This window comes from Sphingomonas canaveralia, from assembly GCF_047238125.1.
Lineage (GTDB): Bacteria > Pseudomonadota > Alphaproteobacteria > Sphingomonadales > Sphingomonadaceae > JBDFMH01.
The window spans coordinates 2888235-2913924 of record NZ_JBDFMH010000001.1 but is presented as its reverse complement, the minus strand read 5'-3'; the positions used below and the strand labels follow the sequence as shown (position 1 = coordinate 2913924).

Annotated in this window: 26 protein-coding genes; 18 read left to right on the top strand and 8 right to left on the bottom strand. The window is 66.9% G+C overall.

The genetic code is table 11. From position 1 onward, the window contains the following. Nucleotides 1-79 precede the first annotated feature (79 nt). Nucleotides 80-901, bottom strand: a complete 822-nt coding sequence (locus ABC347_RS14565; protein WP_413246431.1) for a ferredoxin--NADP reductase — start codon at nucleotides 899-901, stop codon at nucleotides 80-82. Nucleotides 902-1075: 174 nt separating this feature from the next. Between ABC347_RS14565 and ABC347_RS14560 the strand changes: the two genes are divergently transcribed. The 8 genes from ABC347_RS14560 to ABC347_RS14525 all read left to right on the top strand — a co-directional run bounded on the left by ABC347_RS14560 (nucleotide 1076) and on the right by ABC347_RS14525 (nucleotide 7732). Beyond that, nucleotides 1076-2389, top strand: a complete 1314-nt coding sequence (locus ABC347_RS14560; RefSeq protein WP_413246430.1) for a dicarboxylate/amino acid:cation symporter — start codon at nucleotides 1076-1078, stop codon at nucleotides 2387-2389. 63 nt (nucleotides 2390-2452) lie between these two features. Then, complete coding sequence (locus tag ABC347_RS14555; RefSeq protein ID WP_413246429.1) at nucleotides 2453-3577, top strand: YjgN family protein; 1125 nt, start codon at nucleotides 2453-2455, stop codon at nucleotides 3575-3577. Next, on the top strand, nucleotides 3498-4607 hold the full coding sequence (locus tag ABC347_RS14550) for a M48 family metallopeptidase (RefSeq protein ID WP_459565463.1): 1110 nt from the start codon (nucleotides 3498-3500) through the stop codon (nucleotides 4605-4607). Before ABC347_RS14555 ends, ABC347_RS14550 begins: the two co-directional genes overlap by 80 nt. Nucleotides 4608-4664: 57 nt before the next feature. Continuing rightward, complete coding sequence (locus tag ABC347_RS14545) at nucleotides 4665-5396, top strand: alpha/beta fold hydrolase (protein WP_413246427.1); 732 nt, start codon at nucleotides 4665-4667, stop codon at nucleotides 5394-5396. After that, nucleotides 5393-6115, top strand: coding sequence for a tetratricopeptide repeat protein (locus ABC347_RS14540; RefSeq protein ID WP_413246426.1), 723 nt, complete (start codon nucleotides 5393-5395; stop codon nucleotides 6113-6115). Before ABC347_RS14545 ends, ABC347_RS14540 begins: the two co-directional genes overlap by 4 nt. A 24-nt stretch (nucleotides 6116-6139) precedes the next feature. After that, nucleotides 6140-6553 carry a VOC family protein gene (locus ABC347_RS14535; protein ID WP_413246425.1) on the top strand — a complete coding sequence of 138 codons (414 nt, stop codon included), beginning with the start codon at nucleotides 6140-6142 and terminating at the stop codon, nucleotides 6551-6553. After that, nucleotides 6553-7284, top strand: a complete 732-nt coding sequence (gene gloB / locus ABC347_RS14530; RefSeq protein ID WP_413247074.1) for a hydroxyacylglutathione hydrolase — start codon at nucleotides 6553-6555, stop codon at nucleotides 7282-7284. The genes ABC347_RS14535 and gloB overlap by 1 nt, the downstream gene beginning before the upstream one ends. Before the next feature lie 49 nt (nucleotides 7285-7333). Continuing rightward, entirely contained in the window at nucleotides 7334-7732 is a 399-nt protein-coding gene (locus tag ABC347_RS14525; RefSeq protein ID WP_413246424.1) for a hypothetical protein, read from the top strand. An 8-nt stretch (nucleotides 7733-7740) separates the two neighbouring features. On the opposite strand, the gene ABC347_RS14520 is transcribed toward ABC347_RS14525, so the two are convergent. Genes ABC347_RS14520 through ABC347_RS14510 form a run of 3 tightly spaced genes read right to left on the bottom strand, consistent with a single transcriptional unit; the run spans nucleotide 7741 to nucleotide 12281 of the window. Further along, a complete protein-coding gene (locus tag ABC347_RS14520; RefSeq protein WP_413246423.1) occupies nucleotides 7741-9504 on the bottom strand; it encodes an AMP-dependent synthetase/ligase in 1764 nt (587 codons plus the stop codon). Between the two features lie 28 nt (nucleotides 9505-9532). Then, nucleotides 9533-11200, bottom strand: a complete 1668-nt coding sequence (ggt, locus tag ABC347_RS14515; protein ID WP_413246422.1) for a gamma-glutamyltransferase — start codon at nucleotides 11198-11200, stop codon at nucleotides 9533-9535. Nucleotides 11201-11255: 55 nt separating this feature from the next. After that, a complete protein-coding gene (locus ABC347_RS14510; protein ID WP_413246421.1) occupies nucleotides 11256-12281 on the bottom strand; it encodes a quinone-dependent dihydroorotate dehydrogenase in 1026 nt (341 codons plus the stop codon). Between the two features lie 87 nt (nucleotides 12282-12368). On the opposite strand from ABC347_RS14510, the gene ABC347_RS14505 reads away from it, so the two are divergent. Further along, entirely contained in the window at nucleotides 12369-14231 is a 1863-nt protein-coding gene (locus ABC347_RS14505) for a DUF885 domain-containing protein (protein ID WP_413246420.1), read from the top strand. Between the two features lie 244 nt (nucleotides 14232-14475). Then, nucleotides 14476-15345 carry a helix-turn-helix domain-containing protein gene (locus ABC347_RS14500; RefSeq protein ID WP_413246419.1) on the top strand — a complete coding sequence of 290 codons (870 nt, stop codon included), beginning with the start codon at nucleotides 14476-14478 and terminating at the stop codon, nucleotides 15343-15345. Here the strand turns inward: ABC347_RS14500 and ABC347_RS14495 are convergent. Further along, nucleotides 15338-15697: a DUF4440 domain-containing protein gene (locus tag ABC347_RS14495; protein WP_413246418.1), complete on the bottom strand. Its 360-nt coding sequence runs from the start codon at nucleotides 15695-15697 to the stop codon at nucleotides 15338-15340. The genes ABC347_RS14500 and ABC347_RS14495 overlap by 8 nt on opposite strands. A gap of 140 nt (nucleotides 15698-15837) precedes the next feature. On the opposite strand from ABC347_RS14495, the gene ABC347_RS14490 reads away from it, so the two are divergent. The 7 genes from ABC347_RS14490 to ABC347_RS14460 all read left to right on the top strand — a co-directional run bounded on the left by ABC347_RS14490 (nucleotide 15838) and on the right by ABC347_RS14460 (nucleotide 21673). Next, nucleotides 15838-16263 (top strand): SUF system Fe-S cluster assembly regulator, encoded by a 426-nt coding sequence (locus tag ABC347_RS14490; protein ID WP_413246417.1) that lies wholly within the window; start codon nucleotides 15838-15840, stop codon nucleotides 16261-16263. Beyond that, nucleotides 16260-17744, top strand: a complete 1485-nt coding sequence (gene sufB, locus ABC347_RS14485) for a Fe-S cluster assembly protein SufB (protein WP_413246416.1) — start codon at nucleotides 16260-16262, stop codon at nucleotides 17742-17744. Before ABC347_RS14490 ends, sufB begins: the two co-directional genes overlap by 4 nt. A 99-nt stretch (nucleotides 17745-17843) precedes the next feature. Continuing rightward, on the top strand, nucleotides 17844-18587 hold the full coding sequence (gene sufC, locus ABC347_RS14480; RefSeq protein ID WP_413247073.1) for a Fe-S cluster assembly ATPase SufC: 744 nt from the start codon (nucleotides 17844-17846) through the stop codon (nucleotides 18585-18587). Further along, nucleotides 18584-19666 (top strand): SufB/SufD family protein, encoded by a 1083-nt coding sequence (locus ABC347_RS14475; RefSeq protein ID WP_413246415.1) that lies wholly within the window; start codon nucleotides 18584-18586, stop codon nucleotides 19664-19666. Before sufC ends, ABC347_RS14475 begins: the two co-directional genes overlap by 4 nt. Then, entirely contained in the window at nucleotides 19663-20877 is a 1215-nt protein-coding gene (locus tag ABC347_RS14470; RefSeq protein WP_413246414.1) for a cysteine desulfurase, read from the top strand. Before ABC347_RS14475 ends, ABC347_RS14470 begins: the two co-directional genes overlap by 4 nt. Further along, complete coding sequence (locus tag ABC347_RS14465) at nucleotides 20874-21320, top strand: SUF system Fe-S cluster assembly protein (RefSeq protein WP_413246413.1); 447 nt, start codon at nucleotides 20874-20876, stop codon at nucleotides 21318-21320. The genes ABC347_RS14470 and ABC347_RS14465 overlap by 4 nt, the downstream gene beginning before the upstream one ends. Continuing rightward, nucleotides 21320-21673 (top strand): HesB/IscA family protein, encoded by a 354-nt coding sequence (locus tag ABC347_RS14460; RefSeq protein WP_413246412.1) that lies wholly within the window; start codon nucleotides 21320-21322, stop codon nucleotides 21671-21673. Before ABC347_RS14465 ends, ABC347_RS14460 begins: the two co-directional genes overlap by 1 nt. A gap of 45 nt (nucleotides 21674-21718) precedes the next feature. Here ABC347_RS14460 and ABC347_RS14455 read toward each other — a convergent pair whose 3' ends face one another. Then, nucleotides 21719-22939, bottom strand: a complete 1221-nt coding sequence (locus ABC347_RS14455) for an argininosuccinate synthase (protein WP_413246411.1) — start codon at nucleotides 22937-22939, stop codon at nucleotides 21719-21721. A 173-nt stretch (nucleotides 22940-23112) separates the two neighbouring features. Between ABC347_RS14455 and ABC347_RS14450 the strand changes: the two genes are divergently transcribed. Continuing rightward, nucleotides 23113-23679, top strand: coding sequence for an EF-hand domain-containing protein (locus ABC347_RS14450; protein ID WP_413246410.1), 567 nt, complete (start codon nucleotides 23113-23115; stop codon nucleotides 23677-23679). Nucleotides 23680-23683: 4 nt separating this feature from the next. Here the strand turns inward: ABC347_RS14450 and ABC347_RS14445 are convergent, their stop codons facing one another. Continuing rightward, nucleotides 23684-24415: a lysophospholipid acyltransferase family protein gene (locus tag ABC347_RS14445; protein ID WP_413246409.1), complete on the bottom strand. Its 732-nt coding sequence runs from the start codon at nucleotides 24413-24415 to the stop codon at nucleotides 23684-23686. Then, complete coding sequence (locus ABC347_RS14440; protein ID WP_413246408.1) at nucleotides 24412-25644, bottom strand: class I SAM-dependent methyltransferase; 1233 nt, start codon at nucleotides 25642-25644, stop codon at nucleotides 24412-24414. Before ABC347_RS14440 ends, ABC347_RS14445 begins: the two co-directional genes overlap by 4 nt. Nucleotides 25645-25690: the final 46 nt, after the last annotated feature.

Genomic DNA, 25690 nt, shown 5'->3' with positions numbered 1-25690 from the left:
GGCAACGCCTGTGGTTATGGACGGCGCCGCCTATGCCTTGGCGAAGGGCGTGGGGGCAAGCCTCCGCCCGAAGCTGATGTCAGCCGACGAACGCCCGTTCGATCACATAGTCGCCCGGCTTGGCGTTCGATCCCTCGACGAAGCCGAGCCCGTCGAGCTTCGTGCCCAGCGTCTTGATCATCTCCATGCTGCCGCACATCATGATGCGATCGCTCGCCGGGTCGAAGCGTGCATCACCGGACAGTCCCTCGAACAGCCGACCCGAATCGATCAGCGCGTCGATCCGCTGGCTGGTCGGGAATTCCTCGCGCGTCACGGTCGGCAGATAGGTCAGCTGCAGCAGCGCCTGATCCTGCACCAGCGGATCCCCCGCCAGTTGCATCTCCAGCTCCTGCCGGAAGGCGAGATCGGACACGCGGCGTACCGAATGGACGATCACCACCTGCTCGAACATTTCGTAGATATCGGGATCGCGTGCGACCGACAGGAACGGCGCCAGGCCGGTGCCGGTGGACAGCAGGAACAGCCGCTTGCCCGGCAGCAGCGCATCGGACACCAATGTGCCGGTGGGCTTGCGCCCGAGATAGATCTGGTCGCCCGGCAGGATCCGCTGCAACCGCGAGGTCAGTGGACCATCCGGCACCTTGATCGACAGGAATTCCAGTTCCTCCGCCCAGGCGGGGCTGGCAACCGAATAGGCGCGCAGCAGCGGCTTGCCGTTCTCCTGCGGCAAGCCGATCATCACGAATTCGCCCGAACGGAAGCGGAAGCTGGCCGGCCGGGTGATCGTGAAGCTGAACAGATGCTCGTTCCAGTGGCGCACGGTACGGACCGTTTCCACCGATAGCGCGGCGGTCGGTTCGATCAGCGGGGCGGCGGCGACGATCGTGCCTTCCATCATCGCGCAGCGCGGATCGGATTGTTGCGAACGGTTAGCATGTTCGCGCCAGTAGCGTTCCTTCCCGCAGGCTGCAACGTCACTCCGCCTGCGCCGCGCGATAGCCGGGCTTGGGGCCGGCTTGACGCTGGCTGTCCCATGCCGTCTGAGTGATGCATCCTTCCTTCGGAGCCGCCCGTGGCCAAACGCCTGACGCTTTACATCCTGATCGGCATGATCCTCGGCATCGCGGTCGGCTATGCGATGAACCTTTCCATCGCCGATCCCGCGCTGCTGAAGGAGCGGGCCGGCTATTTCACGATCGTGACCGATATCTTCCTGCGGCTGATCAAGATGATCATCGCGCCCTTGGTGTTCGCCACGCTGGTCGCCGGCATCGCGCATATGGGCGATACCGCAGCGCTCGGGCGGATCGGCGTGCGCACCATGGCCTGGTTCATCTCGGCCAGCTTGGTATCGCTCACACTCGGGCTGATCATGGTCAACCTGCTACAGCCGGGCGCCGGCCTCGATCTGCCGCTGCCGCCCGCCAGCGAAAGCGCGGGCTTGGACAAGGCGGCGTTCAACCTCCACAGCTTCTTCACCCACATCTTCCCGAAGTCGATCTTCGAGGCGATGGCCGCCAACGAGATCCTGCAGATCGTGATCTTCTCGATCTTCGTCGGCGTGGCGCTCACCGCGATCGGCGAAAAGGGCGCCCCGCTCGTCAAGGCGGTCGAGGCGCTGGTGGCGGTGATGCTGCAGATCACCGATTATGTGATGCGCTTCGCACCCATCGCCGTCTTCGCTGCGATCGCGCATGCGATCGCCGTCAACGGGGTCGGCATCCTCGCCACCTATGCCAAGTTCGTCGGCTCCTTCTACTTGGGGCTCGGCATCCTCTGGGGCGTCCTGTTCCTTGCCGCGTTCGTGGTGCTGGGCCGGCGCGCCGGGCTGCTTGCGCGCTACATCCGCGAGCCGATCCTGCTTGCCTTCTCCACCGCCTCTTCGGAAGCCGCCTATCCGCGCGTTCTGGAAGCGATGGACCGGTTCGGCGTGCCGCGCCGCATCGCCAGCTTCGTGCTGCCACTGGGCTATTCGTTCAATCTCGACGGCTCGATGATCTACATGACCTTCGCGACTTTGTTCATCGCGCAGGCCTATGGCATCGATATCTCGGCGGGCCAGCAGATCACGATGGTGCTGATCCTGATGGTGACGTCGAAGGGCATCGCCGGGGTGCCGCGCGCATCGCTGGTCGTGATCGCGGCGGTGATGGGCCAGTTCGGCATTCCAGAGGCCGGGCTGTTGCTGATCCTGGCGGTCGATCAGTTCCTCGACATGGGCCGGTCCGGCACCAACGTCGTCGGCAATGCGGTGGCGACTGCGGTCGTCGCCAAGTGGGAAGGCGTCATCGAACCGCTCGAGCCGCCCGAGATCGAGCCGCCCCACGCCCCCGCCAATACGCCCCACGGCGGGACGAAGGGGCTGGAGATCGATCCCCGCGCCTGATCGCGGCCGATTGACACTGGGGCCGGCCCGGTCATGATCGGGCCCGTCAGGGCGGGGGCTTGATTGATTGATCTCGACAAGCACGGCGACGGGGCCGCGCCGCATGGCGCTGCGCCCGCGCCGCAGGTGGCGTTCGTCGGCCTGGCCGGTGACTTCTTCCTGATGCAGCTGCTGAACCTGCTGCTCACCATCGTCACGCTGGGCTTCTATCGATTCTGGGCAAAGGCCAGGTTCCGCCGCTATCTTTGGGCGCATACCGAAGTGGGCGGCGACGGACTGGATTACCGCGGCACCGGGCTGGAACTGCTGATCGGCGCGATCCTCGTCGTGCTGCTGATCTCGGTGCCGTTCGGCATCGTCTCGATCCTGGCGGCGGCAGCCAGCGGCGGCGCGAAGGCCGTGCTGCTTGTGACGCAATCGCTGCTTGTGCTCGCCATCTGGTATCTGATCGGCGTCGGCATCTATCGCAGCTGGCGCTACATGCTGTCGCGCACCGCCTGGCGCGGGATCCGGTCAGGCATGATCGGCCAGGGCTGGTCGTTCGGCCTCTATCATTTCGGGCTGCTGATGGCGCAAACCTTCAGCCTCGGCTTCGCCACGCCCTGGGTCGGCGTCCGCCGCTGGAACCGGCTGGTGCGCGATATCCGGCTGGGCAGCCTGCCGATGGAGGCGAACGCGCGTGCGCGCACGCTCTATCCCAGGTTCCTGATCGTCTGGGGTGTGATGCTGGCGATGGTGGCGATCCTGGCCGGCACGCTGTTCGCCGGCGCGTTCGCCAGCGATCTGTTCCGCGATCCGACGCCGTCGCCTGGCGGGCTGCTGCTGTTCGTGCTGTCGCTCTATGGCGGGCTGTTCGCGATCGGCTTCGTCGGTGCGCTGCTGTTCGCCCATTATCACGCCGCCTTCCTGCGCGAGACTTGGGGCGCCACCCGCATCGACGGGCGAATGCAACTCGGCTTCGATGTCACCACCGGCCAGGTCGTCCGCTACTATCTCGGCAACATGGCGCTGATCATCTTCACGCTGGGGATCGGGACGCTGCTGATGCCCTATCGCCACTGGGCGTTCCAGGCGCGCCGCATCCGCATCGACGGCACGTTCGACGAGGATGCCATGCGCCAGACCGATCTTGCCGCCCCGGGCCAGGGGGACGGGCTTGCCGATGCGTTCGATGTCACCCCCTTCTGACGCGCGCCTGTTCGATGGGCGAAGTGCGCGGGCGATCCCGGTGCGCGTTTGGCGGGAGGCGGACACGATCCGGATCGTCGGCGACACGACCGATCTCGCTCTGCCCGCCGACAGCCTGACCCGCACCATATCCGCCAGCACGCTGGCGCTGCATCTGGCGGGAGAGCCGGATTGGCGGCTGCTGTTCCGTGGTGACCCGGACGGGTTCGATGATCTGCCGCGACGGGATCGCGTTACCGCGCGCGCCTGGGGCTGGATCGGCGCGGCGGTGGCGGCGGTCGTCTCGATCGCGCTGGTCGTCTGGCTGTTCGGCAATAGCGCGCTGGTCTGGGCAGCGCCCTATGTGCCGCGCCGCGTGGCCGAAGGCGTCGGCCGCCCCTATGCCGATCTGATCGCCGGCGGCGACCGCGGGTGCGAGACCGCGGCCGGCGATGCCGCCCTCGCCCGGCTGGTCGCGCGGCTTACCCCGCCGGGCGGGCTAGTCGAACCGGTGCGGATCCACGTCGCGCGCACCGGACAGGTCAACGCGTTCGCGCTGCCCGGCGGCGAACTGATCCTGCTCGATGGGTTGATCCAGGCCGCCGGCGGACCGGACGAGGTGGCAGGCGTGCTCGCGCACGAGATCGGCCATATCCAGCGCCGCCATCCGAACCAGGCACTGATCCGCCATTTCGGCATGGACATCTTCTTGCAGGGGCTGGGCGGCAATATGGGGTCGCTGGCCTCGACCGGGCTGTTCCTGCGCCACAGCCGCAGTGCCGAAGCAGAGGCGGATCGCGAAGCGCTGGCGCTGCTGTCGGCGGCGCGCATCTCGCCCGCCGGCATCGCCGATTTCTTCGAGCGGCTGGGCAAGGATCCCGATCGCAAGCACGCCGACGACGATGCGCTCGGCCGGCTGGCGAGCCTTGCCGCCACCCATCCGAGCGATGCCAGCCGCATGGCCCGGTTCCGCGATGCGCCGCGCGTCGGCACGACGCCCGCCATGTCGACTGCCGACTGGACCGCACTGCGCACGATGTGCGGCCGATAAGGGCGCTCGGCCGCAGCGCCCTTCCTGCGCGGCATCCATGCTTCTAAAGGCTGGGCAATGCCCCATCTCCCCCGCCCCGACGGCACCCCGCTCGCCTATCACCATCGGCCCGGCACCGGCCCCACCATCATTTTCCTGCCGGGCTACATGTCAGACATGGAAGGCGGCAAAGCGCTGGCGCTCGATGCCTGGGCGGCTAGCGAGGGCCGGGCGATGCTGCGGCTGGACTATTCGGGCTGCGGCGCCAGCGGCGGTGCATTCGAGGATGGATCGCTCGCTGTCTGGCGGGACGACGTATTGCACCTGATCGATGCGCTTGTGCCGGGTCCGGTGCTGCTGGTGGGTTCTTCGATGGGCGGCTGGCTGATGCTGTTGGTCGCGCGCGCGATCGCGGACAGGGTGATCGGGCTGGTCGGCATCGCCGCGGCACCCGATTTCACCGACTGGGGCTTCACCACCGACCAAAAGATGGTGATCCTGCGCGAAGGGCGGCTCGAACAGTCGTCCGCCTATGCCGACACCCCCACCGTCACCACCCGCACCTTCTGGCAATCGGGCGAGGCGGCGCGGCTGCTGCAGACCGAGATCGCACTCGATTGCCCGGTGCGGCTGATCCACGGCCAGGCCGATCCCGACGTGCCGTGGAAGGTGGCGCTGGCGCTGGCCGATCGGCTGCGTTCAGCCGATGTGCAGACGACCCTTGTCAAGGATGGCGATCATCGCCTGTCGCGCCCGCAGGATATCCGCCTGTTGCTGACGACGGTGGCGATCCTGTTGGAGAGCCTGTGAGCCCGATTCTCGCCCTGTTGCTGTTCGCCGCCGATCCGGCCTCGGCGCGCTACGACGCCTGCGCCGCGCTTGCGAAGGCCGATCCCGCCAAGGCCGAAGCCGAAGCGATCCGCTGGCGCGATGCAGGCGGCGGCTTGTTGGCGCGGCAATGCCTGGGGTTGGCCTACGCCGCCCAGGAACGCTGGGAGCCCGCCGCACTCGCCTTCGAACAGGCGGCGACCGAGGCGGAGAAGGCGCGCGACGGTCGCGCCGCCACCTTCTGGGTGCAGGCCGCCAACGCCGCGCTGGCCGGCGACGATGCCGCGCAGGCCCGCCGCCAGATTGATCGTGCGCTGGCGCTGCCGGTGATGGGCGATGTGCTGCGCGGTGAGGCTTATCTCGATCGCGCCCGCGCCGGCGTGGCGCTGGCGGATCTGCCCGCTGCCCGCGCCGATCTTGATCAGGCGCTGGCGCTCGCCCCCGCCGATCCGCTTGCCTGGCTGCTCTCGGCGACGCTGGCGCGGCGGCAGAAAGACATGGCGCGCGCACAGGCGGACATCGCCCGGGCGGTGAAGCTTTCGGCAGACGACGCATCGGTGCAGATGGAGGCTGGCAACATCGCCGCGCTGTCGGGAAATATCGAGGCGGCCCGTTCCGCCTGGACGAAGGCCGCGACGATCGCACCACAATCCCCTGCCGGGATCGCCGCAAAGGATGGGCTCGCGCAACTGGCGCAATAGCGCGTCGCACCCTACATTCGGGTCATGCGCTATCTTCATACCATGATCCGCGTGTCCGATCCGGACAAGACCGTCGCCTTCTTCGAGCTGCTGGGCCTGAAAGAGGTCAAGCGCTTCGATAACGCGCAGGGGCGCTTCACGCTGATCTTCATGGCCCCGCCAGGGCAGGGAGACGCGCAGGTCGAACTGACCCACAACTGGGATCCGGAGGAGTATGCCGGCGGCCGCAATTTCGGCCATCTCGCCTACCGCGTCGACGATATCTACGCGACCTGCCAGCGGCTGATGGATGCCGGCGTGACCATCAACCGCCCGCCGCGCGACGGCCACATGGCGTTCGTGCGCACCCCTGACGATATCTCGATCGAGCTGCTGCAGGACGGGCATCTGCCGCCGGCCGAACCCTGGGCGTCGATGCCGAACACCGGCCAGTGGTAATGGCGCTCGAGATCGTCCGCATCCCTGCGCTCAGCGACAATTACATCTGGCTGATGCACGATGCTGAGAGCGGGGAGACGGTCGTCGTTGATCCCGCCGAGGCGGATCCGGTCCTGGCCGCGGCGGACGCGCGCGGCTGGGTGATCTCGCAGATCTGGAACACGCACTGGCACCCCGATCATGTCGGCGGCAATGCCGCGATCAAGGCGGCGACCGGTTGCACCATCACCGGCCCCGCGGCCGAGGCCGATCGGATCGCGACGCTGGATCGCACCGTGGGCGAAGGCGATCGCGTATCGATCGGCGCGCGCACCGCCGTCGTACTGGAGGTGCCGGCGCATACGTCGGGCCATATCGCCTATCACCTGGCCGACGACGCCGCGATCTTCGTGGGCGACACGCTGTTCGCGATGGGCTGCGGCCGGCTGTTCGAAGGGACGGCGGACCAGATGTTCGCCAATATGAGCCGGTTGAAGGCGCTGCCGCCCGAGACGATGGTCTATTGCGCGCACGAATATACCCAGTCGAATGGCCGCTATGCGCTGGTCGCCGAGCCGGACAACGCAGCGATCGCAACGCGAATGGCGGAGGTGGACCGGATGCGCGTCGCCGGCGAGGCGACGGTACCCACCACGATCGCTCTGGAACGCGCCACCAATCCCTTCATGCGCGCGAGCGACGCCGCCGAACTCGCCGCACGGCGCGCGGCGAAGGATGCGTTTCGCGGCTGAGCCATCGCATGCTATCTGGTTGTCCGGGGACTGGAAACGGAGACGAGTGATGCGTGCCACCCTGCCACTGATCGCCATCGGCCTGATCGCGGCCACCCCCGCCGGCGCGGGCCCCGACGAGCGCGCCGCGCGCGATGCCGAGCGGCTGAAGGAGTATATGGCTGCGTCGGAGGCTGGGCCGCCACGCAACTGCATCAACCTGACGGGCGTGCGCAGCACCAAGATCATCGACGAGACGATGATCGTCTACGAAGTCAGCTCCAAGCTGCGCTATGTCAACCGCCCGCCCGGCGGCTGCGCGGCGCTGCGGCCCAATCGCTCGCTCGTCACGCGCAGCGTCGGCAGCCTGCTGTGCAGCGGCGATATCGCGCAGGTGATGGATCTGCGGCAGGGCTTCGGCTACGGGGCCTGCCCGCTCGGCGATTTCACGCCCTATCGCAAGCGCTGACCGATCCGCTATTTCTTGTAGAGCGCGTCAAGCCGATCGCCATAGGCGGCGCGGATCACGTGACGGCGGATCTTCATCGAAGGTGTGAGCTGCTCGTTCTCGATCGTGAATGGGCCATCCGCGATCAGGATGCGACGCACCTTTTCGATCACTGACAGGCCGGAATTCACGCGGTCGACCGCGGCCATCATCGCGCGCTGGACTTCGGGGTCGGTCAGTGGCGGGTTGCCATGCTCGCGCAGCCAGTCGGCATCGGGCACGATCAGGGCCACGAGATAGGGACGCCGATCGCCATACGCCATCGCCTGTCCGATCTCGCGTTCCAGCGTCAACATGCCTTCAACCCGCTGCGGGGCGACATTGTCGCCCTTGTCATTGATCAGCAGATCCTTCTTGCGATCGGTGATGACGATCCGGCCCTTGGCGTCGAGATGGCCGATGTCGCCGGTGTGCAGCCAGCCATCCTTCAGGACGCGCGCCGTCTCTTCCTCGTTGCGCCAATAGCCGTGCATGACGAGCTCGCCGCGGACCAGGATCTCGCCATCATCGGCGATCCGCACCTGCACGTCCTTCAGCGGCGGGCCGACCGTATCCATCGCGATGCCGACGCTTGGCCGATTGCAGGAGATCACCGGGGCCGCCTCGGTCTGGCCGTAACCCTGCAGCAGGGTTAGCCCCAGCGAGTGGAAGAAGGTGCCGACATCGGGATTGAGCGGCGCCCCGCCCGACACCATCGCCTTCAGCCGGCCACCGAACTTCGTCTGGATCTTCGGACGCAGCGTGCGCGACAGGATCAGGTCCATCGGCAGATCCCAGAAGGGCTTGGCGCCGGCGATCTCCTTGGCTCCGATCGAAAGCGCGCGCCGCATCAGATAGCGCGGCAGCCGCCCCTGCTTCTCGATCTGCTTGAGGATGCGGGTACGCAGCACCTCGAACAGCCGCGGCACCACCACCATGATCGTCGGGCGGACTTCCTCGATGTTGGAAGCCAGCTTCTCCAGCCCTTCCGAATAATAGATCTGGCCACCCAGCGCGATCGGGAAATGCTGGCCGCCGCTATGCTCGTAGGCGTGGCTGGCGGGAAGGAACGACAGGAACACTTCGTCGCCCCAGCCGAAATCGGCAGAGATCACGTCCACGCAGCCCGCACAATTGTGCAGGATCGCACCGTGATGCTGGCGCACGCCGCGCGGCGCGCCGCCGGTGCCCGACGTGTAGATCAGGCACGCCAGATCATCGCGGCGGAAATCGGCGGCACGTTCGACGGCGGCGATGTCGGCGGCCTGCGCGTCGATCAGCGATCGCCAGTCGTGGAAGGCGGCGGCCCCGGTCTGGCCGGCGCGCATCGGCTCGATCCCGATGATGGTGTCGCACGAGGAGGAGCGCAGCACCGCCGGCAGTAGCGCCTTGGCGAGCTTCTGGGTGGAGACGATCACCGCGCGCGCGCCGCTATTCTCCAGGATATGCGCATGATCGCGCTCGGTGTTGGTGATGTAGGTCGGCACCGTCACGCAGCCCGCCGCCATGATCGCCAGATCCGCGATGCACCATTCGGGGCGATTTTCGGAAACGAGCATTACCCGTTCGCCGCGCGCCAGCCCCAGCGCCTTGAGCGCCGCCGCCAATCGCGCCACCTGATCGCCGGCCTCCGCCCAGCTGGTCGGCCGCCACTGCCCGTCGCGCTTGGCCCACAGGAACGGGGCATCGCCCCGCTCGCGCACGCGGGTGAAGAACATGGTGACCAGGTTGGGGAAATATTCCAGCTGCCGCATTGCCTCTCCCAGGCCCATTGGGGGCTTCCTATTCGTTCAGCGCCACGCCTTCGCCGCGCGGATCAGCAGCGCCGCGCCAGCCGCCGTCCACGCGCTCGACCGCATTCAGCTTCGATCCCAGATCGGCCGGCGTCACCGTCTGCCCGAGCTTCGTCATCGCGGGCGCGAGCGCGGCCAGCGGCGTATCCTTTTCCACCAGCAGCGCCCCACCGCCGAAATAGAGGTTCGGCAGCGCGATCGCCTGCGCGGCCGGCAGCTTCCAGTCGATGAAGCCCACCAGCGTCTTCATCACATGCATGATGATCCGCTTGCCGCCGGCCGATCCCACCGCCAGCACGACCTTGCCCTCGCTGTCGTAGACGATTGTCGGCGACATCGATGACAGCGGCCGCTTGCCCGGCTGCACCCGGTTGGCGACCGACGCGCCATCCCGCTGGGGCGTGAAGGTGAAGTCGGTCAGTTCGTTGTTCAGGAAGAATCCGTTGGCCATCAGCTGGCTGCCGAACGGACCCTCGATCGTCGAGGTCATCGAAGCGACGTCGCCCTCGCCATCGACCGCCACGAAATGCGTGGTCCCTGCCACTTCGGACGAGACGCCCGCGGTCCGCCGCGGCGCACCGGGGGGCGTGCCGGCTTCGTAGCGGGCCAGCGCGCGCGTCGGAGAAATCAGGCGTGATCGTGCGCGCAGATAGTTGGGATCGATCAGCCCGGCGACCGGGACCTCGACGAAATCCCGATCGCCGAGCCATTTCTCGCGATCGGCATAGGCAAGCTGCATCGCTTCCCCGATCAGGTGCCAGGCGACGGCGGAACCGCTGCCCATCGTCGGAATGTCGAACCGTTCGATCATGCCCAGCATCTGCAGGATCGTCGTGGCGCCCGAGGATGGCGGCCCCATCCCGCAGATCCGGTAGCCGCGATAGGCGCCGCACACCGCGGCGCGCGGCTTGGCGCGATACTCGGCGAGATCGACCATCGTCAGCGCGGTGGGATTGCGCTTCGAGGTCGCCACCGCCCGCACGATCGCCTCGCCGGCATCGCCCGCGTAGAACGCATCCGGCCCGCCCTTCGCGACCGTCTCGAGCAGCCGGGCCAATTTCGGCAGGCGGATGGTGCTGCCGGCCGTGCGCGGCTTTCCGTCCGCCCACCAGATCGCGCGCGCTTCCGGGAAGTCATTCCAGTTCTTCGCCGCCGATGCCAGCGCCCGGCCGGTCGATCCGCTGATCGTGAACCCATCTTCCGCCAGCGTGATCGCAGGCTGGAACAGCGTCGCCCAGGGCAGCTTGCCCCATTTCGCATGCGCCATCGCCATCAGCCGGATATTGCCCGGCACGCCGACCGAAAAGCCGCCGGGCACAGCCCGCGAATAGGGCAGCGGCTTGCCGTCCGCGTCCAGGAAGCGGGTTGGCCCGGCCGAGGCCGGCGCCGTCTCGCGCCCGTCGATCGTCTCGATCCGGCCGGTCGCGGCATCGTGATGAACCAGGAAGCCGCCCCCGCCGATCCCCGACGATTGCGGCTCGACCACGGTCAGCGCCAGCATCATCGCCATCGCGGCATCGGTCGCGCTGCCGCCCTGGCGCAGCATGGCCTGGCCGGCGGCCGCCGCGCGCGGATCGGCGGCGGAAACCACGCCGCCCGCGGCATGGGCGACACCCGGCACGATGATGAGAAAGGCGAACAGCAGACGCGACATCATCGGCCGGACACTAGTCCCGCATTCCGCAGCGGCAAGCGCGATGTTCCGCCGCGCTTCAGCCGACTGCTTCGGCGACGCTACCAAAGCCTTCGCGGCGCAGCCGCTGCGCCAGCCCGCGCGCGATCCGCCGTGCGAGCCCGGGCCCTTCATAGACGAGCGCCGAATAGAGCTGCACCAGCGATGCCCCGGCACGGATGCGATCATAGGCATCGTCGGCCGATCCGATGCCGCCCGCCGCCACCAGCGGCAGCCCCGCGCCGGTTGCCGCGCGGAAATCTCGCAGCCGCTGCAAGGCAAGATCCTTGAGCGGCCCGCCGGACAGGCCACCCGCCTCCGTGGCGGCGGGCGAGATCAGCGGCGGGCGCGATACGGTGGTGTTCGACACGATCAGCGCAGCCACCCCGCCTTCGATTGCCGCGCGGGCAATGGCGTCGATCGCGGCGTGATCAAGATCGGGCGCAACCTTCAGGAACAGCGGCGTCGATCCACGGACCGCCGCACAGGCCGCGAGAAGTTCGGCCAGCGCCGCGCCGTGCTGCAAGTCGCGCAGGCCGGGCGTGTTGGGCGAGCTGATGTTGATCGTCACATAGTCCGCGAGCGGTGCGGCGGCTGCCACGCCCTTCGCATAATCGGCGATCCGGTCGGCACTGTCCTTGTTGGCACCGACATTGATGCCGATCACGCCCGCGCCAACAGATCCGCGCGTGGCGCGCACGCGATCGAGCGCAGCGGCCAGCCCGCCATTGTTGAACCCCATCCGGTTGATGACCGCGCGGTCCGCAGGCAGCCGGAACAGGCGCGGACGCGGGTTGCCGGCCTGCGGCAACGGCGTCAGCGTGCCGATCTCGACCGCGCCGAAGCCCAGCCCGAGGAAGCCGCCGATCGCGCGGCCGTCCTTGTCAGCCCCCGCCGCCAGCCCGATCGGGTTGGCAAAGTCGATCCCGGCGACCCGCGTTGCCAGGATGGCGTCGTCGGCGGGTGCCGCGCCGCGCTTCAGCGCCAGCAGCGAGATCGTCAATCCGTGGGCGCGTTCGGCATCGAGTGCGAACAGCAGTGGACGGACGGCGGAAAAGAGGTGCATTAGGCGGCTATGGCACCGGCGGCGTGGGGACGCCAGACCTGCCTGATCCGGGGTTGCGTCCAGACGCCCCGACCGACTGGAGCTTCCATGACCCGTATCCTGCTGCTCGCCACTACCGCCCTGTTCGTCAGCGGCTGCGCCGCCACCGATGCCCCGGCCGACACCGTCGGCGCGACCCCGCCCCCGGCCGAAGCGAGCGCTCCGGCAGCGGCCCCGTCCGACCAAAAGGCTGCGCTCGCCAAGTTCTTTGCCGATTATGATGCCGCCCAGCTTGCCCGGTCTCCGCTCGGCAAGGCCTATCGCGGCGTGCGCGACGGCGATTACGGCAAGTGGGACGATTTCACCGAGGCTGCGGCCGAGGAGGAATATCGCGCCGATCTCGCCGCGCTGGACGCGATGAAGAGCCGCTTCGCCTTCGCCTCGCTCGATGCCGACGATCAGCTGTCCTACACGCTGTTCGAAAAGAAGGTCGAGCGCAGCCGGAAAGCCTATGAGTTCCGGGACTACGACTACACGTTCGACCAGATGAACGGCGCCCAGAGCCAGCTGCCCGCGTTCCTGATCAACATCCACCGCATCGACAGCAAGGCCGATGCCGACGCCTATGTCAGCCGCCTGCAGGCGCTGGGGCCGGCGATGGACGAGATCCTCGTGATCTCGAGGAAGCGCGCCGGCATGGGCGTCATGCCGCCGAAGTGGGTCTATCCCTATGTGATCCAGGATGCGCGCAACATCGTCACCGGCGCGCCGTTCGGCGGCCAGGGGACGTCGCCGCTGCTGGAGGACCTGCGCACCAAGGTCGCCAAGCTGACCATCCCGCAGGCGGAAAAGGACTCGATCCTGGCGGCAGGCACCCAGGCGCTTACCACCTCGGTCAAGCCCGCCTACGACCGGCTGGTTGCCGAGATGCAGCGCCAGGAGAAGCTGGCGGGCACCGACGACGGCATCTGGCGGTTCCCCAATGGCGCGGCCTATTATGCCGAGCGGCTGGGCAACTACACCACCACCACCATGACTGCCGACCAGATCCACCAGGTCGGACTCGACAATGTCGCGCGCATCCACGGCGAGATGCAGGGCATCATGAAAACGGTGAACTTCAAGGGGTCGCTGCAGGACTTCTTCAAGTTCATGCGGACCGACAAGCGCTTCTACGCACCCGAGACGGCCGAGGGCCGCGCACTTTATCTGGCGGAAACCGAGAAGGCGAAGGCGGCGGTGACGGCCAAGCTGCCCGAATGGTTCGGAGTGCTGCCGCAGGCACCGATGCAGGTGAAGGCTGTCGAGCCGTTCCGTGAGAAATCAGCGGGCAAGGCCTTCTACCAGAGCCCGGCGCCGGACGGATCGCGCCCCGGAGTCTATTACGCCAATCTCTACAAGATGTCGGACATGCCGTTGTTCGAGGTCGAGGCGCTGTTCTACCATGAAGGTATTCCCGGCCATCATCTGCAGCGCGCGATCCAGACCGAATTGGGCGATGTGCCGCCGTTCCGCCGGTTCGGCGGGGTCACCGCCTATTCGGAAGGCTGGGGCCTCTATTCGGAGAAGCTCGCCAAGGACATGGGGCTCTACACCGATCCCTATCGCGATTTCGGCCGGCTGCAGCTGGAATTGCACCGTGCGATCCGGCTGGTTGTCGATTCGGGTCTGCACCACAAGCGCTGGACCCGCGAGCAGGCGATCAAATATGTCGAGGACAATTCGGCCGATGCTCCGGGCGGCATCGTCAAGGCGATCGAGCGCTACATCATCTATCCCGGGCAGGCGACGGCCTATCTGGTGGGGCGCCTGAAGATCAGCGAGCTTCGCGACCGTGCCCAGCAGAAACTGGGCTCTGCCTACGATGTGCGCGGCTTCCACGATGTCGTGCTCAAGAGCGGCCCGGTTCCGCTGGATGTGCTCGAACAGAGGGTCGACGCCTGGATTGCGCGGGGCGGCAAGACGGGCTGATCTGATCTCTCTGGACTCGGTTGAACGCAAGTTTGTTACGCTTCAACCACGTTTCTGCTGTCGATTCTGTGCAATTCGCGAATCGGCCGCGGGCATAGAGGGAAACCGCGACCCGAAGGGCTTCCGGTTTCACCGGGGGACCTTTTACTAGACGGCCCGGCCGATTTCGGTCGGTCGGGCCGCTTTTTTTGTTTATCATTTCGCGCTATCATGTCGCCACCGGACATTATGGGGGTGACGGGTCGTGGAGGATGGCGCCAGCGCGATACCGCAAGTCGGTCTGCGCTACTGTGCGCCGGCCCCGGAACTGCGGCGCTACATTTCATCCTATTATCTCTTCTATGCGGATCTTCCGCAGGTTGTGGACATGGTCCGCGCCGATCTTGCGCAGATGCGCTTCATGATCGCGGGCCACGGCGCCTACATGTTTGCGGACGGGGTGGCCCGGATCACGCCTGAAGCCGCGTTGCTCGGCCCCACCTTGTCCGCCACCCGATTCGATATCGCCGGGCCGGTGCTGGTGTTTGGCATCAGCCTGCTGCCTGCGGGATGGACCGCGCTGGTCCGCGAGGATGCGAGCCGCCACACCAGCGATGTGGTGGATGCCACCCAGATCTTCGGATCGGCGATCCGCGAGGCCGTCGACGCGATGCGCGATTCACTGAATCCGCAAATCATGGTGCAGATCGCGGATGCGCTGCTGCGCCCGATCGCGGCGCAGGCCGATGATCCGCCGCTGTGGTTCACCAAGCTGGCCGATCGCTGGCTGCTCGGGTCCGCAAGCCCAAAGGTCGATGATTTCGTGGCCGAGCTTGGTCTGTCGGCACGCCAGGTCGAACGGCTGACCAAGCGCAGCTACGGCGGGCCGCCCAAGCTGATCGCGCGGAAATATCGGGCCCTTCGCGCTGCTTCGCTATTGGGGCGGGAGGACATCCATTGGCAGGATGCGGCCGGCGAAGGCTATTATGACCAGTCGCACTTCATTCGCGACTTCAAGCAGTTCACTGGCCTGACCCCGCGCCAGTTCCAGGCCAACCCCACGCCGGTCACCCGGCTGATGCTTCAGCGGCGCGATCTGGCCGCACACATGCCCAAGCTGCAGATGTTTAGCTGATCGCCAGCGGCGGCGTCTGTTGATGCTGCACGACGCGCCATTCCTCATGCGCGATCCGGCGATAGGTGGATGTACAGTGCGCTTCATAGCCATCGGCCTCGTCGCGCGTGGCGTTCGCCTTGTAGGCGATCACGATTAGCCCTTCCTGCGGGCGGCTGACCTGTGTGTCGCTGAACGTTACGGTCGACCAGCGCGGGGTATCGGAAACCGCGGCGATCGCCTGTTCGGCGTTGAAGGCATAGGGCGGCGCCGGCAGCACCATCACGCACGCCTCGTCGATCGATTCGCGGTAATGGTCGGCGTCGCCGGTCCACAGGCTTTCCTCGAACGCCCAGATCCGTGCATCGTCCATCATCAAGCTCCTCGATCGCCGTCAGTCGGGCAGGAAGCGCGCAGCCGTTCGCGACGTTCCAATCGTTACGCCTCGCGTCTTGACCCCGCCTGCCGCCCGCCCCATCTGCAATCGGAACGATTCGATCCGATTGGAACGCGATGCGCTTGTCCAGCCTTGCCGACTACGCAGTGGTGATCCTCACCGCGGCGGCCCGCCATCCGGCGGGTGAGCGGCTGTCGGCAAATACGCTGGCGGATGAGACAGGTGTGCCGTTGCCGACCACGCAGAAGCTGATGGGGCGGCTGGCCTCTGCCGGGTTGCTCGCTTCCGCCCGCGGCACCGGCGGTGGCTTCGTGCTGGCGCGGCCCGCCGCTGCGATCAGCCTGGCTCAGATCGTCGAAGCCGTCGAAGGCCCGATCGCGATGACGGCCTGTGTCGATCATGGCCGCCATGATTGCGGGCTCGAACATGCCTGTGCCGTCCGCCCGCACTGGGGCGCGGTCAACGATGCGGTGCGCGGCGCGCTCGGCGGGGTCAGCCTCGCCAGCCTGTCGGCTCCGTCTTTCACTGGAAATCCCGCATGACCGACGACACCACCCAAGTCCGCAACCGCGAGGCGCAGGACGCCGCGGACAAGCTCGCCACCTACGAGTGGGGCTTCACCAGCGATATCGAGCAGGATTTCGCGCCGAAGGGGCTGAGCGAGGACACCGTCCGTTTCATTTCCGCCAAGAAGGGCGAGCCGGACTGGATGCTCGACTATCGGCTGAAGGCGTTCCGCCTGTGGCTCACGATGGAGGCACCCGACTGGGCGAAACTCAACATCCCGCCGATCGATTATCAGGACGCCTATTACTACGCCGCGCCCAAGGCGAAGGAGACGATCGGCAGCCTGGACGAGGTCGATCCCGAAATCCTGCGCGTCTATGAAAAGCTCGGCATTCCGATCGAGGAGCAGAAGGTGCTCGCCGGCGTGGAAGGCGCGCGCAAGGTCGCGGTGGATGCGGTGTTCGACAGCGTGTCGGTGGCCACCACCTTCCGTGCCGAGCTCGAAAAGGCGGGCGTGATCTTCCGGTCGATCTCGGAAGCGCTGAAGGAATATCCTGATCTGGTTCGCAAGTGGCTGGGCAAGGTCGTGCCGATCCACGACAATTATTTCGCCACGTTGAACGCCGCGGTCTTTTCGGACGGCACCTTCGTCTACATTCCCGAAGGCGTGCGCTGCCCGATGGAGCTGAGCACCTATTTCCGGATCAACGCCGCCAATACCGGCCAGTTCGAACGCACGCTGATCGTGGCCGACAAGCGCAGCTACGTCTCCTATCTCGAAGGCTGCACCGCGCCGATGCGCGACGAGAACCAGCTCCATGCCGCGGTGGTGGAGCTGGTCGCGCTGGACGATGCGGAGATCAAATATTCGACCGTGCAGAACTGGTATCCCGGCGATGCGGAGGGCAAGGGCGGCATCTACAATTTCGTCACCAAGCGCGCGCTGTGCCAGGGTGCCCGATCGAAGGTATCGTGGACGCAGGTGGAAACCGGCAGCGCCGTCACCTGGAAATACCCCAGCTGCGTGCTGAACGGCGAGGATTCGGTCGGTGAATTCTATTCGGTGGCGGTCACCAACAATCGCCAGCAGGCCGATACCGGCACCAAGATGATCCACAATGGCCGCGGCTCGCGCTCGACGATCGTCTCCAAGGGGATCAGCGCCGGCGGCAGCGACAACACCTATCGCGGCCTGGTCCGCGTGGCGCCGGGCGCGGAAGGCGTACGCAACTTCACCCAATGCGATTCGCTGCTGCTGGGCGACAAATGCGGTGCGCACACCGTGCCCTATATCGAGGTGCGCAACCCTTCGGCGCAGATCGAGCATGAGGCGACGACCTCGAAGATCAGCGACGACCAGCTGTTCTACGCGATGCAGCGCGGGCTGGATCAGGAAAGCGCGGTGGCGCTGATCGTCAACGGCTTCGCCAAGGAAGTGCTGCAGCAGCTACCGATGGAATTCGCGGTCGAGGCTCAGAAGCTGCTGGGGATTTCGCTGGAGGGGTCGGTCGGTTAGCCGTCGCCCCTGCTAAGGCAGGGGCCCATGGCTGGTCGATGTGCCACGCGAGAGAGACATGGGCTCCTGCCTGCGCAGGAGCGACGAATGGGATTTGGAATGCTCACGATCGATAACCTCCACGCCGAAGTCGACGGCAAGCCTATCCTGAAGGGCCTTACGCTCAGCATCAACGCAGGCGAGGTCCATGCCATCATGGGGCCGAACGGCGCCGGCAAGTCGACGCTCGCTTATGTGCTGGGCGGGCGGCCCGGCTATGAGGTGACCGGCGGCAGCGCCACCTTCGACGGGCAGGACCTGCTTTCGCTCGATGCACACGAGCGGGCAGCCGCTGGCCTGTTCCTGGGCTTCCAATATCCGGTCGAGATCCCCGGCGTCTCCAACGTCCAGTTCCTGCGGTCCGCACTCAATGCGCAGCGCAAGGGCCGCGGCGAGGCGGAGCTTTCGGGCGCCGAATTCCTGAAGCTCGCCCGTGCGCAGGCCGATGTGCTGGGGATGGATGCCGAGATGTTGAAGCGTCCCGTCAATGTCGGCTTTTCGGGTGGCGAGAAGAAGCGAAACGAGATGGTGCAGATGGGGATCATCGATCCGAAGCTCGCCATTCTCGACGAGACCGACAGCGGGCTCGACATCGATGCGCTGAAGGCGGTCGGCCACGGCATCAACGCGATCATGCGCAAGCCCGACAAGGCGGTGCTGCTGATCACCCATTACCAGCGTCTGCTGGATTATGTCCGCCCCGATTTCGTGCATGTGCTGGCCGGCGGGCGGATCGTGCGATCGGGCGGCGCGGATCTTGCGCACGAGCTGGAGCGCGAAGGCTATGTCGGGGTGGTCGCTTGACGCTGGCGCTCCCCTCCTCACGCGACGAAGCCTGGCGCTGGGCCGATCTGTCGGCGTTGCCCGCGCTTGCGGAAGCGACGCCGCGCGGCGGCGTGATCGATACGCATGATCTGTGGATCGGCTGCGGCGGGCCGCGGCTGTTCTTTCTCGATGGCATGCTCGATCCAGCGTTATCGGATCAGGGCGGCCTGGCGATCGGCACGGTCGAAGGCGAGAGCGATCATCCGCTGGGGCGGCTTGCCACCGGTGCCGGCTGGACGCTGACGCTCGGCACCGACCAGTCGCTGCCGCACACGATCGAAATCGTCCATGTCGCCACCGGCGGCGCCAATCATGTTCCTGCGCGAATCAGTTTGGCGGCGGGTGCGCAGGCCAGCATCGTCGAGACGCATGTCGGCGATGGCTGGTCCAACCGGCGCACGCGAATCGATCTCGCCCGCGGCGCGCGGCTGATGCGCAGCGTGCGGCTGCGGCAAGCCTCTGGCTTCACATCGTTGCGGGACGAAGCGGTGGTGGCCGATGGCGCCAGCCTGGTCACCATTCAGCTGGCCTTGGGCGGGGCGGGGACGCGGCTGGATGCCGCGATCGATCTCGCAGGCGAAGGCGCGTTCGCCGAACATGGCGGTGCGCTGCTGGCGCGCGGCGGCCAGCGCCACGATGTCGCCGCGGTGGTGCGCCATGCCGCGCCGGGTGGCAGCTCGCGTCAGCTTTGGCGCGCGGTGGCCGACGATCATGCGACCGCCAGCCTGGCCGCGCGCGTCGAAGTGGCGCGCGATGCGCAGAAGTCGGACGGCGAACAGTCGCTGCGCGGCCTGCTGCTGCAGCGCAACGCCACCATCAACCTGAAGCCCGAACTGGAGATCTTCGCCGACGATGTTAAGTGCGCCCATGGTGCCACAGTCGGCGAACTCGATCGCGCCGCGCTGTTCTACCTGGCCTCGCGCGGCATTCCACCGGTACCGGCGCGCGCGCTGCTGACGCGCGCGTTCGTGGCGGATGCGCTCGACCGGATCGGTGAGGATCAGGTGCGCGAGGCGTTCGCCCGGGATGCCGACAGCTGGTTGGAGCGCGCGGCATGACCGTAGCGCTCGACACCCGTCCGCTGGACCGGCTTGCCGATTTCCCGGCGATTCCCGCCGGCTGGGCCTATCTCGATACCGCGGCGACCGCGCAGAAGCCGCAACCGGTGATCGACGCGATCGCGCGCGGTTATGGCGAAACCTATGCCACCGTTCATCGCGGCGTCTATGCGCGCTCGGCGGACATGACGATCGCCTATGAGGACGCACGCGCCCGCGTCGCGCGGTTCCTCGGCGCGCGCGATGCCAACGAGATCGTCTGGACGCGCGGGGCGACCGAGGCGATCAACTTGGTGGCGCAGAGCTGGGCCGCGACCCATCTGAAGGCCGGCGACCGCATCCTGCTCTCACAGCTCGAGCATCACTCCAACATCGTGCCTTGGCAGCTGCTGCGCGACCGGACGGGGATCGAGATCGACGTCGCGCCGCTGACCAAGGACGGCCGGATCGATCTCGACGCGGTGGCGCAGATGCTGACCCCGGCGCACAAGCTGGTCGCGCTGGCCCATGTCTCCAACGTGCTGGGCTCGGTGCTCGATGCCCGCCGCGCCGCTGATCTTGCGCACGACGTGGGCGCAAAGCTGTTGCTGGACGGCTGCCAGGCAGTGCCGCGGCTGGCGGTCGACGTTGCTGCACTTGATTGCGATTTCTACGTCTTCTCGGCGCACAAGCTCTACGGGCCGACCGGGATCGGCGCACTGTGGGCGCGGGCCGAATTGCTCGAATCGATGCCGCCCTGGCAGGGCGGCGGCGCGATGATCGACCGGGTTTCGTTCGAACGCACCACCTATGCCGCCCCACCCGCCCGGTTCGAGGCCGGCACGCCGCATATCGTCGGCGCGTTGGGGCTGCATGCCGCGATCGACTATGTCGATAGCATCGGTCTGGATGCCATTCACGCGCATGAAACCGCGCTGGTGCGGATGACGCGCGAGGCGCTGTCGGGCCTGAACTCGGTCACGCTGTTCGGGCCGGAGGATTCGGCTGGCATCGTAAGCTTCGCGGTGCAGGGGGTGCATCCCCACGATGTCGGCACCATATTGGATGAGGAGCGGGTGGCGATCCGCGCCGGCCATCACTGCGCGCAGCCGCTGATGGACCTGCTGGGTGTGCCGGCCACCGCGCGGGCCAGCTTCGGCGTCTATAACGGTGCCGACGATGTTGCGGCACTGGTGCGCGGGATCGAGCGAGTAACGAGGATTTTCGGATGAGCGACGGCAGGATCGCAGTCGAGGAAGTGACCGGGGTGGAAGCCCCGCCGAAGGCACGCGTCGAGGCGGAACCGCGCCAGCGCGACTATCTGACCGGCTTCCTGGATCAGCCCGCGGCGGACCAGCCGGCCGGGGAGCCGGGCGGCGCGCTCTATGATGGCGTGATCGAGGCGCTGAAGGAGATCTACGATCCCGAGATCCCGGTGAATATCTATGATCTGGGCCTGATCTACGGCGTGGAGATCAATGATGCGCATGCCATCGTCACCATGACGCTGACGACGCCGCATTGCCCCGTCGCGGAATCGATGCCGGGCGAGGTGGAACTGCGCGTCGGCGCGGTGCCGGGCGTGGGATCGGCCGAGGTGAACTTGATCTGGGATCCGCCATGGGATCCGCAGAAGATGTCGGACGAGGCCAAGCTCGAACTGGGGATGCTGTGATGGCCACCACCGCCCGCCCGCGCCCCGCCGCGCTGATCCTGACGCCTTCGGCCGAGGCCCGCATCGCCGATCTGATGGGCCGCGCCCCGGCCGATGCGGTCGGCGTGAAGCTGTCGACCCCGCGCCGCGGCTGTTCCGGCCTCGCCTATTCGGTCGATTATGTCTCGACCGCGGATCCGTTCGACGAGGCGATCGCGACGCCGGGCGGCACGCTCTATGTCGACGGCGGATCGATCCTTTACCTGATCGGATCGACGATGGATTGGGTGGAAGACGATTTCACCGCCGGCTTTGTGTTCCAGAACCCCAACGCCAAGGGCGCCTGCGGCTGCGGCGAGAGCTTCACGGTCTGATCTAACAAGGCGCGTCACCCCTGCGTAGGCAGGGGCGACGATGGCCTACCGCCCGTCCCGGCGCCCCAGCAGACGAAGCCTGAGCGCGTTGAGCTTGATGAAGCCCGCCGCATCGCGCTGGTCATAGGCGCCGGCATCGTCCTCGAAGGTCACCACCTTCTCCGAATAGAGCGAATAAGGCGATTTGCGGCCGGTGATGTGCACCCCGCCCTTGTAGAGCTTCAGCCGCACCGTGCCCGACACCTTCTGCTGGCTGTGGTCGATCGCGGCCTGCAGCATCTCGCGCTCCGGGCTGAACCAGAAACCGTTGTAGATCAGCTCCGCATAGCGCGGCGCCAGCTCGTCCTTGAGGTGGGCGGCGCCGCGATCCAGCGTGATCTGCTCGATCGCGCGGTGCGCCAAGTGCAGGATGGTGCCGCCCGGGGTCTCGTACATGCCCCGGCTCTTCATGCCGACGAAGCGGTTCTCGACCAGATCGAGCCGGCCGATGCCATTGTCGCGGCCAAGATCGTTGAGCTTGGCGAGCAGCGCCGCGGGCGCAAGCCCCTCGCCATCGATCGCGACCGGATCACCGCGCTCGAAATCGATCGTGATCGTCGTCGCCACGTCCGGCGCTTCCTCGGGCGATACGGTGCGCGAGAAGACATAATCGGGCACTTCGTCCCACGGATCCTCGAGGACCTTGCCCTCGGACGAGGTGTGAAGGAGGTTCGCGTCGGTCGAGAACGGGCTTTCGCCGCGCTTGTCCTTCGGCACCGGGATCTGGTGCTGCTCGGCAAAGGCGATCAGCGCGGTACGGCTGGTGAGATCCCATTCACGCCAGGGCGCGATGACCTTGATGTCGGGCTGCAGCGCATAATAGCCGAGTTCGAAACGGACCTGATCATTGCCCTTGCCGGTCGCGCCATGCGCCACCGCATCCGCACCCACCATCCGCGCGATCTCGATCTGGCGCTTGGCGATCAGCGGCCGCGCGATCGAGGTGCCGAGCAGGTAAAGCCCCTCGTACAGCGCATTGGCACGCATCATCGGGAACACATAATCGCGCACGAATTCCTCGCGCAGATCGTCGATGAAGATATGCTCGTCGGGCACGCCCATCAGCCGCGCCTTGGCGCGCGCCGGCTCCAGCTCTTCCCCCTGGCCAAGGTCGGCCGTGAAGGTCACGACTTCGCAGCGATAATTCTGCTGCAGCCACTTCAGGATCACGCTGGTGTCGAGCCCGCCCGAAAAGGCCAGCACCACTCGCTTTACGGCGTCGCTCATCATCGTCTCCCGAAAGGCGAGCCGCCCCTGCCACAGGGCGGACGGCGGGTTCAAGCGCGTTGCCATGTTGCAGGGATGAAATGCATGCGTCAGGATCGAACAACGGCAGCAATATCGCGCGCTTAGCCGAATCTCCGCGCGGTCCAGACCTGCCGCGCGTGAAGGAGCCGATCATGAACCGATTCTCTGCGCAATTGCCCCTGCTGGCGCTGGCCGCCGTCGCCACGCTAGGCGCCACCGTCGTTCCCGCCATCGCCGCTCCGGCCGATCCGCGCCCAGCAATGACTCGCACCGATCTCGAAGCTCGCCTCAAGACCCGGTTCGCCAAGCTCGACGCCGATCGCAACGGCAGCATCAGCCAGGCCGAAATCGACGCCCATCGCACCGGGAAGAAGGCCGAGCGGCAGGCGAAGCGCGGCGAGCGCCGCACCGCGCTGTTCGCCACGCTCGACGCCGACCGGAACGGCACGCTGAGCCGCGAAGAATTCACCGCCCCCCGCCCCGACGCCTCGAAGCGCGATGGCAAACGTCACTGGCGGGGTGCCGGCCGGATGGGCGGGCGAGGCGGGGCGATGCTGATGCAGGCCGATGCCAACAAGGACGGCCAGCTGACTTATGCCGAGCTGTCGGCCCGCGCGATCGCCCGCTTCGATGCGGCCGACGCCAACCGCGACGGCACCGTCACGGCCGAAGAGCGCAAGGCGGCGCGGGCGGCAATACGCGCGCGTCCCGCAGGCTGATCGGTCAGTCCGCGTTCCAGGCAGCGGCGATCGCGTCCCGGCAGCGGGCCGCGATCGCCTTGCGGTCCTCGCCCGGGGCAAAGGCATCGAGCAGCACCACCTCCGCCACCGCTCCGGTCCGCGCGATATGAGCGACGTTCTGCCCCAGCGGATGATCGCTCCAGGCGAACGCGCGCATCGCTGCTGCATCTAGCGGAGCGCCGTCGGCTGCGCGGTAGCGGATCAGCACCGGCTGGATCATCCGGGCCGCGCGGGCTGCGGCGAACAGGCTGGATCGGAACGGCAGCAGCGTCACGCCATCCCCGGTCGTGCCTTCCGCGAACAGCACCAGGCTGTGGCCTTCGGCCAGCCGATCCGCCATCGCGTCGGCCTGCCCGCCGGTCTCGCGCTTGCGATCGCGATCGATGAACAACGTGCCGCGCCGCCGCGCCAACCGCCCCAGCAATGGCCAGCCGCCGACATCGTCCTTCGATACGAAATCGGCATCCAGCAGCGCGCCCAGCAACGGGATATCGGCCCAGCTGACATGGTTCGCCACATAAAGCGTGCCCGGCCCGGCCGGATCCGCACCCCGGAACCTTGGATGAATGCCGAAGCCGGCCAGCACGCGCCGGAAGAAGCTGCGCTCCCGTCCGCGCGCGTAGGGGCTGCGCGGTGCCGCACCCAACCACAGCGGCACCCGCGTCAGACCGGCGAGGACGCCGATGCCGGCGCGCAGCCGCCCCAGCCGTCTCAACCCAGCGCTTTCAGGCTGGCCTCTGCCGTCGTCAGATAGTCGCGCGTGATCGGCAGTGCATCGCGGCGGCGGATATACTGCAGCTGGTAGTTGCACATCCCGCCGAACCGGAACGCCGCGATCGCCCCGGCCAGATAGAAGATCCACATCCGGTAGAAGCGCTCGTCATACAGCTCGACGATCCGACGCTCCGCCGCCACCGCCCGCGCATACCATTGCTCCAGCGTCAGCGCATAATGGACGCGCAGCGTTTCCATGTCCGACAGGATCAGCTTCGATCGCTCGCTGGCGGAAACGATCTCGGACAGTGCGGGATTATAGCCGCCGGGGAAGATGTACTTCGTGGTCCAGGTATCGGTCGTGCCCGGCGGCCCGTAGCGGCCGATCGTGTGCAGCAGCATCACCCCGTCTTCCGCCAGCAGGCTGCGGCACTTGGCGAAGAAGCGGCGATAATTGGGCGGGCCGACATGTTCGAACATGCCGACCGAGACGATCCGGTCGAACTGGCCCTCCACGCGGCGATAGTCGATCAGCTCGAACTTCACCCGATCGGCGACGCCGGCAGCTTCGGCGCGCGCGCGTGCCGTCTTCAGCTGTTCCTCGCTCAGCGTCACGCCCAGCACGTCGACATCGGCAACCCGGTTCAGATAGAGCGCCATCCCGCCCCAGCCGCACCCGATATCCAGCACACGCAGACCCGGCTTCAGGTTCAGCTTGGCGGCGATGTGCGCCTTCTTGTCGGCCTGCGCCTGTTCCAGGCTGTTGCCGGGATCGGTGAAATAGGCGCAGCTATATTGGCGGTCGGCATCCAGGAAGAGATCGTAGAGCCGATCGCCCAGATCATAATGATGGGCGACATTGCGCTTCGAACGCCGTTCCCAGTTCAGCCGGCCGACCAGCGATGCCGCCGCGCCGATCCGCTGCTTGACCTTGTTGCCGCCGAGCTTGGACCCGCCCTTTTCCCATGGCGCATTGCTGCGGATCAGCAGGATCAGCGCGAGGATATCGCCTTCCTCCATCACCATCCGACCGTTCATCCACGCCTCGCCCGCGCCGAGCCGCGGGTGGCGGGCGATGAAGGCGGGCACGGCGGCGTCGGTGAAGCGGATCGCGACCCGGCCGAAGGCAGGATCTTCCGCGCCATAGCGATGCAGCGTCCCATCCGCCTCTGTGACGAGGAGTTCGCCGCGCTTGACGATCCGGCGCAGCATTCGATCGAGCAGCCACATGGCTCCTGCTAGCTCGCCGGACGAAGCAAAAACAAGACCATGCGCG

Bases quoted from the DNA above. Each gene is read 5' to 3' on its own strand.
- ABC347_RS14565 (WP_413246431.1), bottom strand. From the start codon at position 901: ATGATGGAAGGCACGATCGTCGCCGCCGCCCCGCTGATCGAACCGACC.
- ABC347_RS14550 (WP_459565463.1), top strand. From the start codon at position 3,498: ATGCCATGCGCCAGACCGATCTTGCCGCCCCGGGCCAGGGGGACGGGC.
- ABC347_RS14545 (WP_413246427.1), top strand. From the start codon at position 4,665: ATGCCCCATCTCCCCCGCCCCGACGGCACCCCGCTCGCCTATCACCAT.
- ABC347_RS14535 (WP_413246425.1), top strand. From the start codon at position 6,140: ATGCGCTATCTTCATACCATGATCCGCGTGTCCGATCCGGACAAGACC.
- gloB (WP_413247074.1), top strand. From the start codon at position 6,553: ATGGCGCTCGAGATCGTCCGCATCCCTGCGCTCAGCGACAATTACATC.
- ABC347_RS14525 (WP_413246424.1), top strand. From the start codon at position 7,334: ATGCGTGCCACCCTGCCACTGATCGCCATCGGCCTGATCGCGGCCACC.
- ABC347_RS14520 (WP_413246423.1), bottom strand. From the start codon at position 9,504: ATGCGGCAGCTGGAATATTTCCCCAACCTGGTCACCATGTTCTTCACC.
- ggt (WP_413246422.1), bottom strand. From the start codon at position 11,200: ATGATGTCGCGTCTGCTGTTCGCCTTTCTCATCATCGTGCCGGGTGTC.
- ABC347_RS14510 (WP_413246421.1), bottom strand. From the start codon at position 12,281: ATGCACCTCTTTTCCGCCGTCCGTCCACTGCTGTTCGCACTCGATGCC.
- ABC347_RS14505 (WP_413246420.1), top strand. From the start codon at position 12,369: ATGACCCGTATCCTGCTGCTCGCCACTACCGCCCTGTTCGTCAGCGGC.
- ABC347_RS14495 (WP_413246418.1), bottom strand. From the start codon at position 15,697: ATGGACGATGCACGGATCTGGGCGTTCGAGGAAAGCCTGTGGACCGGC.
- ABC347_RS14490 (WP_413246417.1), top strand. From the start codon at position 15,838: ATGCGCTTGTCCAGCCTTGCCGACTACGCAGTGGTGATCCTCACCGCG.
- sufB (WP_413246416.1), top strand. From the start codon at position 16,260: ATGACCGACGACACCACCCAAGTCCGCAACCGCGAGGCGCAGGACGCC.
- sufC (WP_413247073.1), top strand. From the start codon at position 17,844: ATGCTCACGATCGATAACCTCCACGCCGAAGTCGACGGCAAGCCTATC.
- ABC347_RS14470 (WP_413246414.1), top strand. From the start codon at position 19,663: ATGACCGTAGCGCTCGACACCCGTCCGCTGGACCGGCTTGCCGATTTC.
- ABC347_RS14465 (WP_413246413.1), top strand. From the start codon at position 20,874: ATGAGCGACGGCAGGATCGCAGTCGAGGAAGTGACCGGGGTGGAAGCC.
- ABC347_RS14460 (WP_413246412.1), top strand. From the start codon at position 21,320: ATGGCCACCACCGCCCGCCCGCGCCCCGCCGCGCTGATCCTGACGCCT.
- ABC347_RS14455 (WP_413246411.1), bottom strand. From the start codon at position 22,939: ATGAGCGACGCCGTAAAGCGAGTGGTGCTGGCCTTTTCGGGCGGGCTC.
- ABC347_RS14450 (WP_413246410.1), top strand. From the start codon at position 23,113: ATGAACCGATTCTCTGCGCAATTGCCCCTGCTGGCGCTGGCCGCCGTC.
- ABC347_RS14440 (WP_413246408.1), bottom strand. From the start codon at position 25,644: ATGTGGCTGCTCGATCGAATGCTGCGCCGGATCGTCAAGCGCGGCGAA.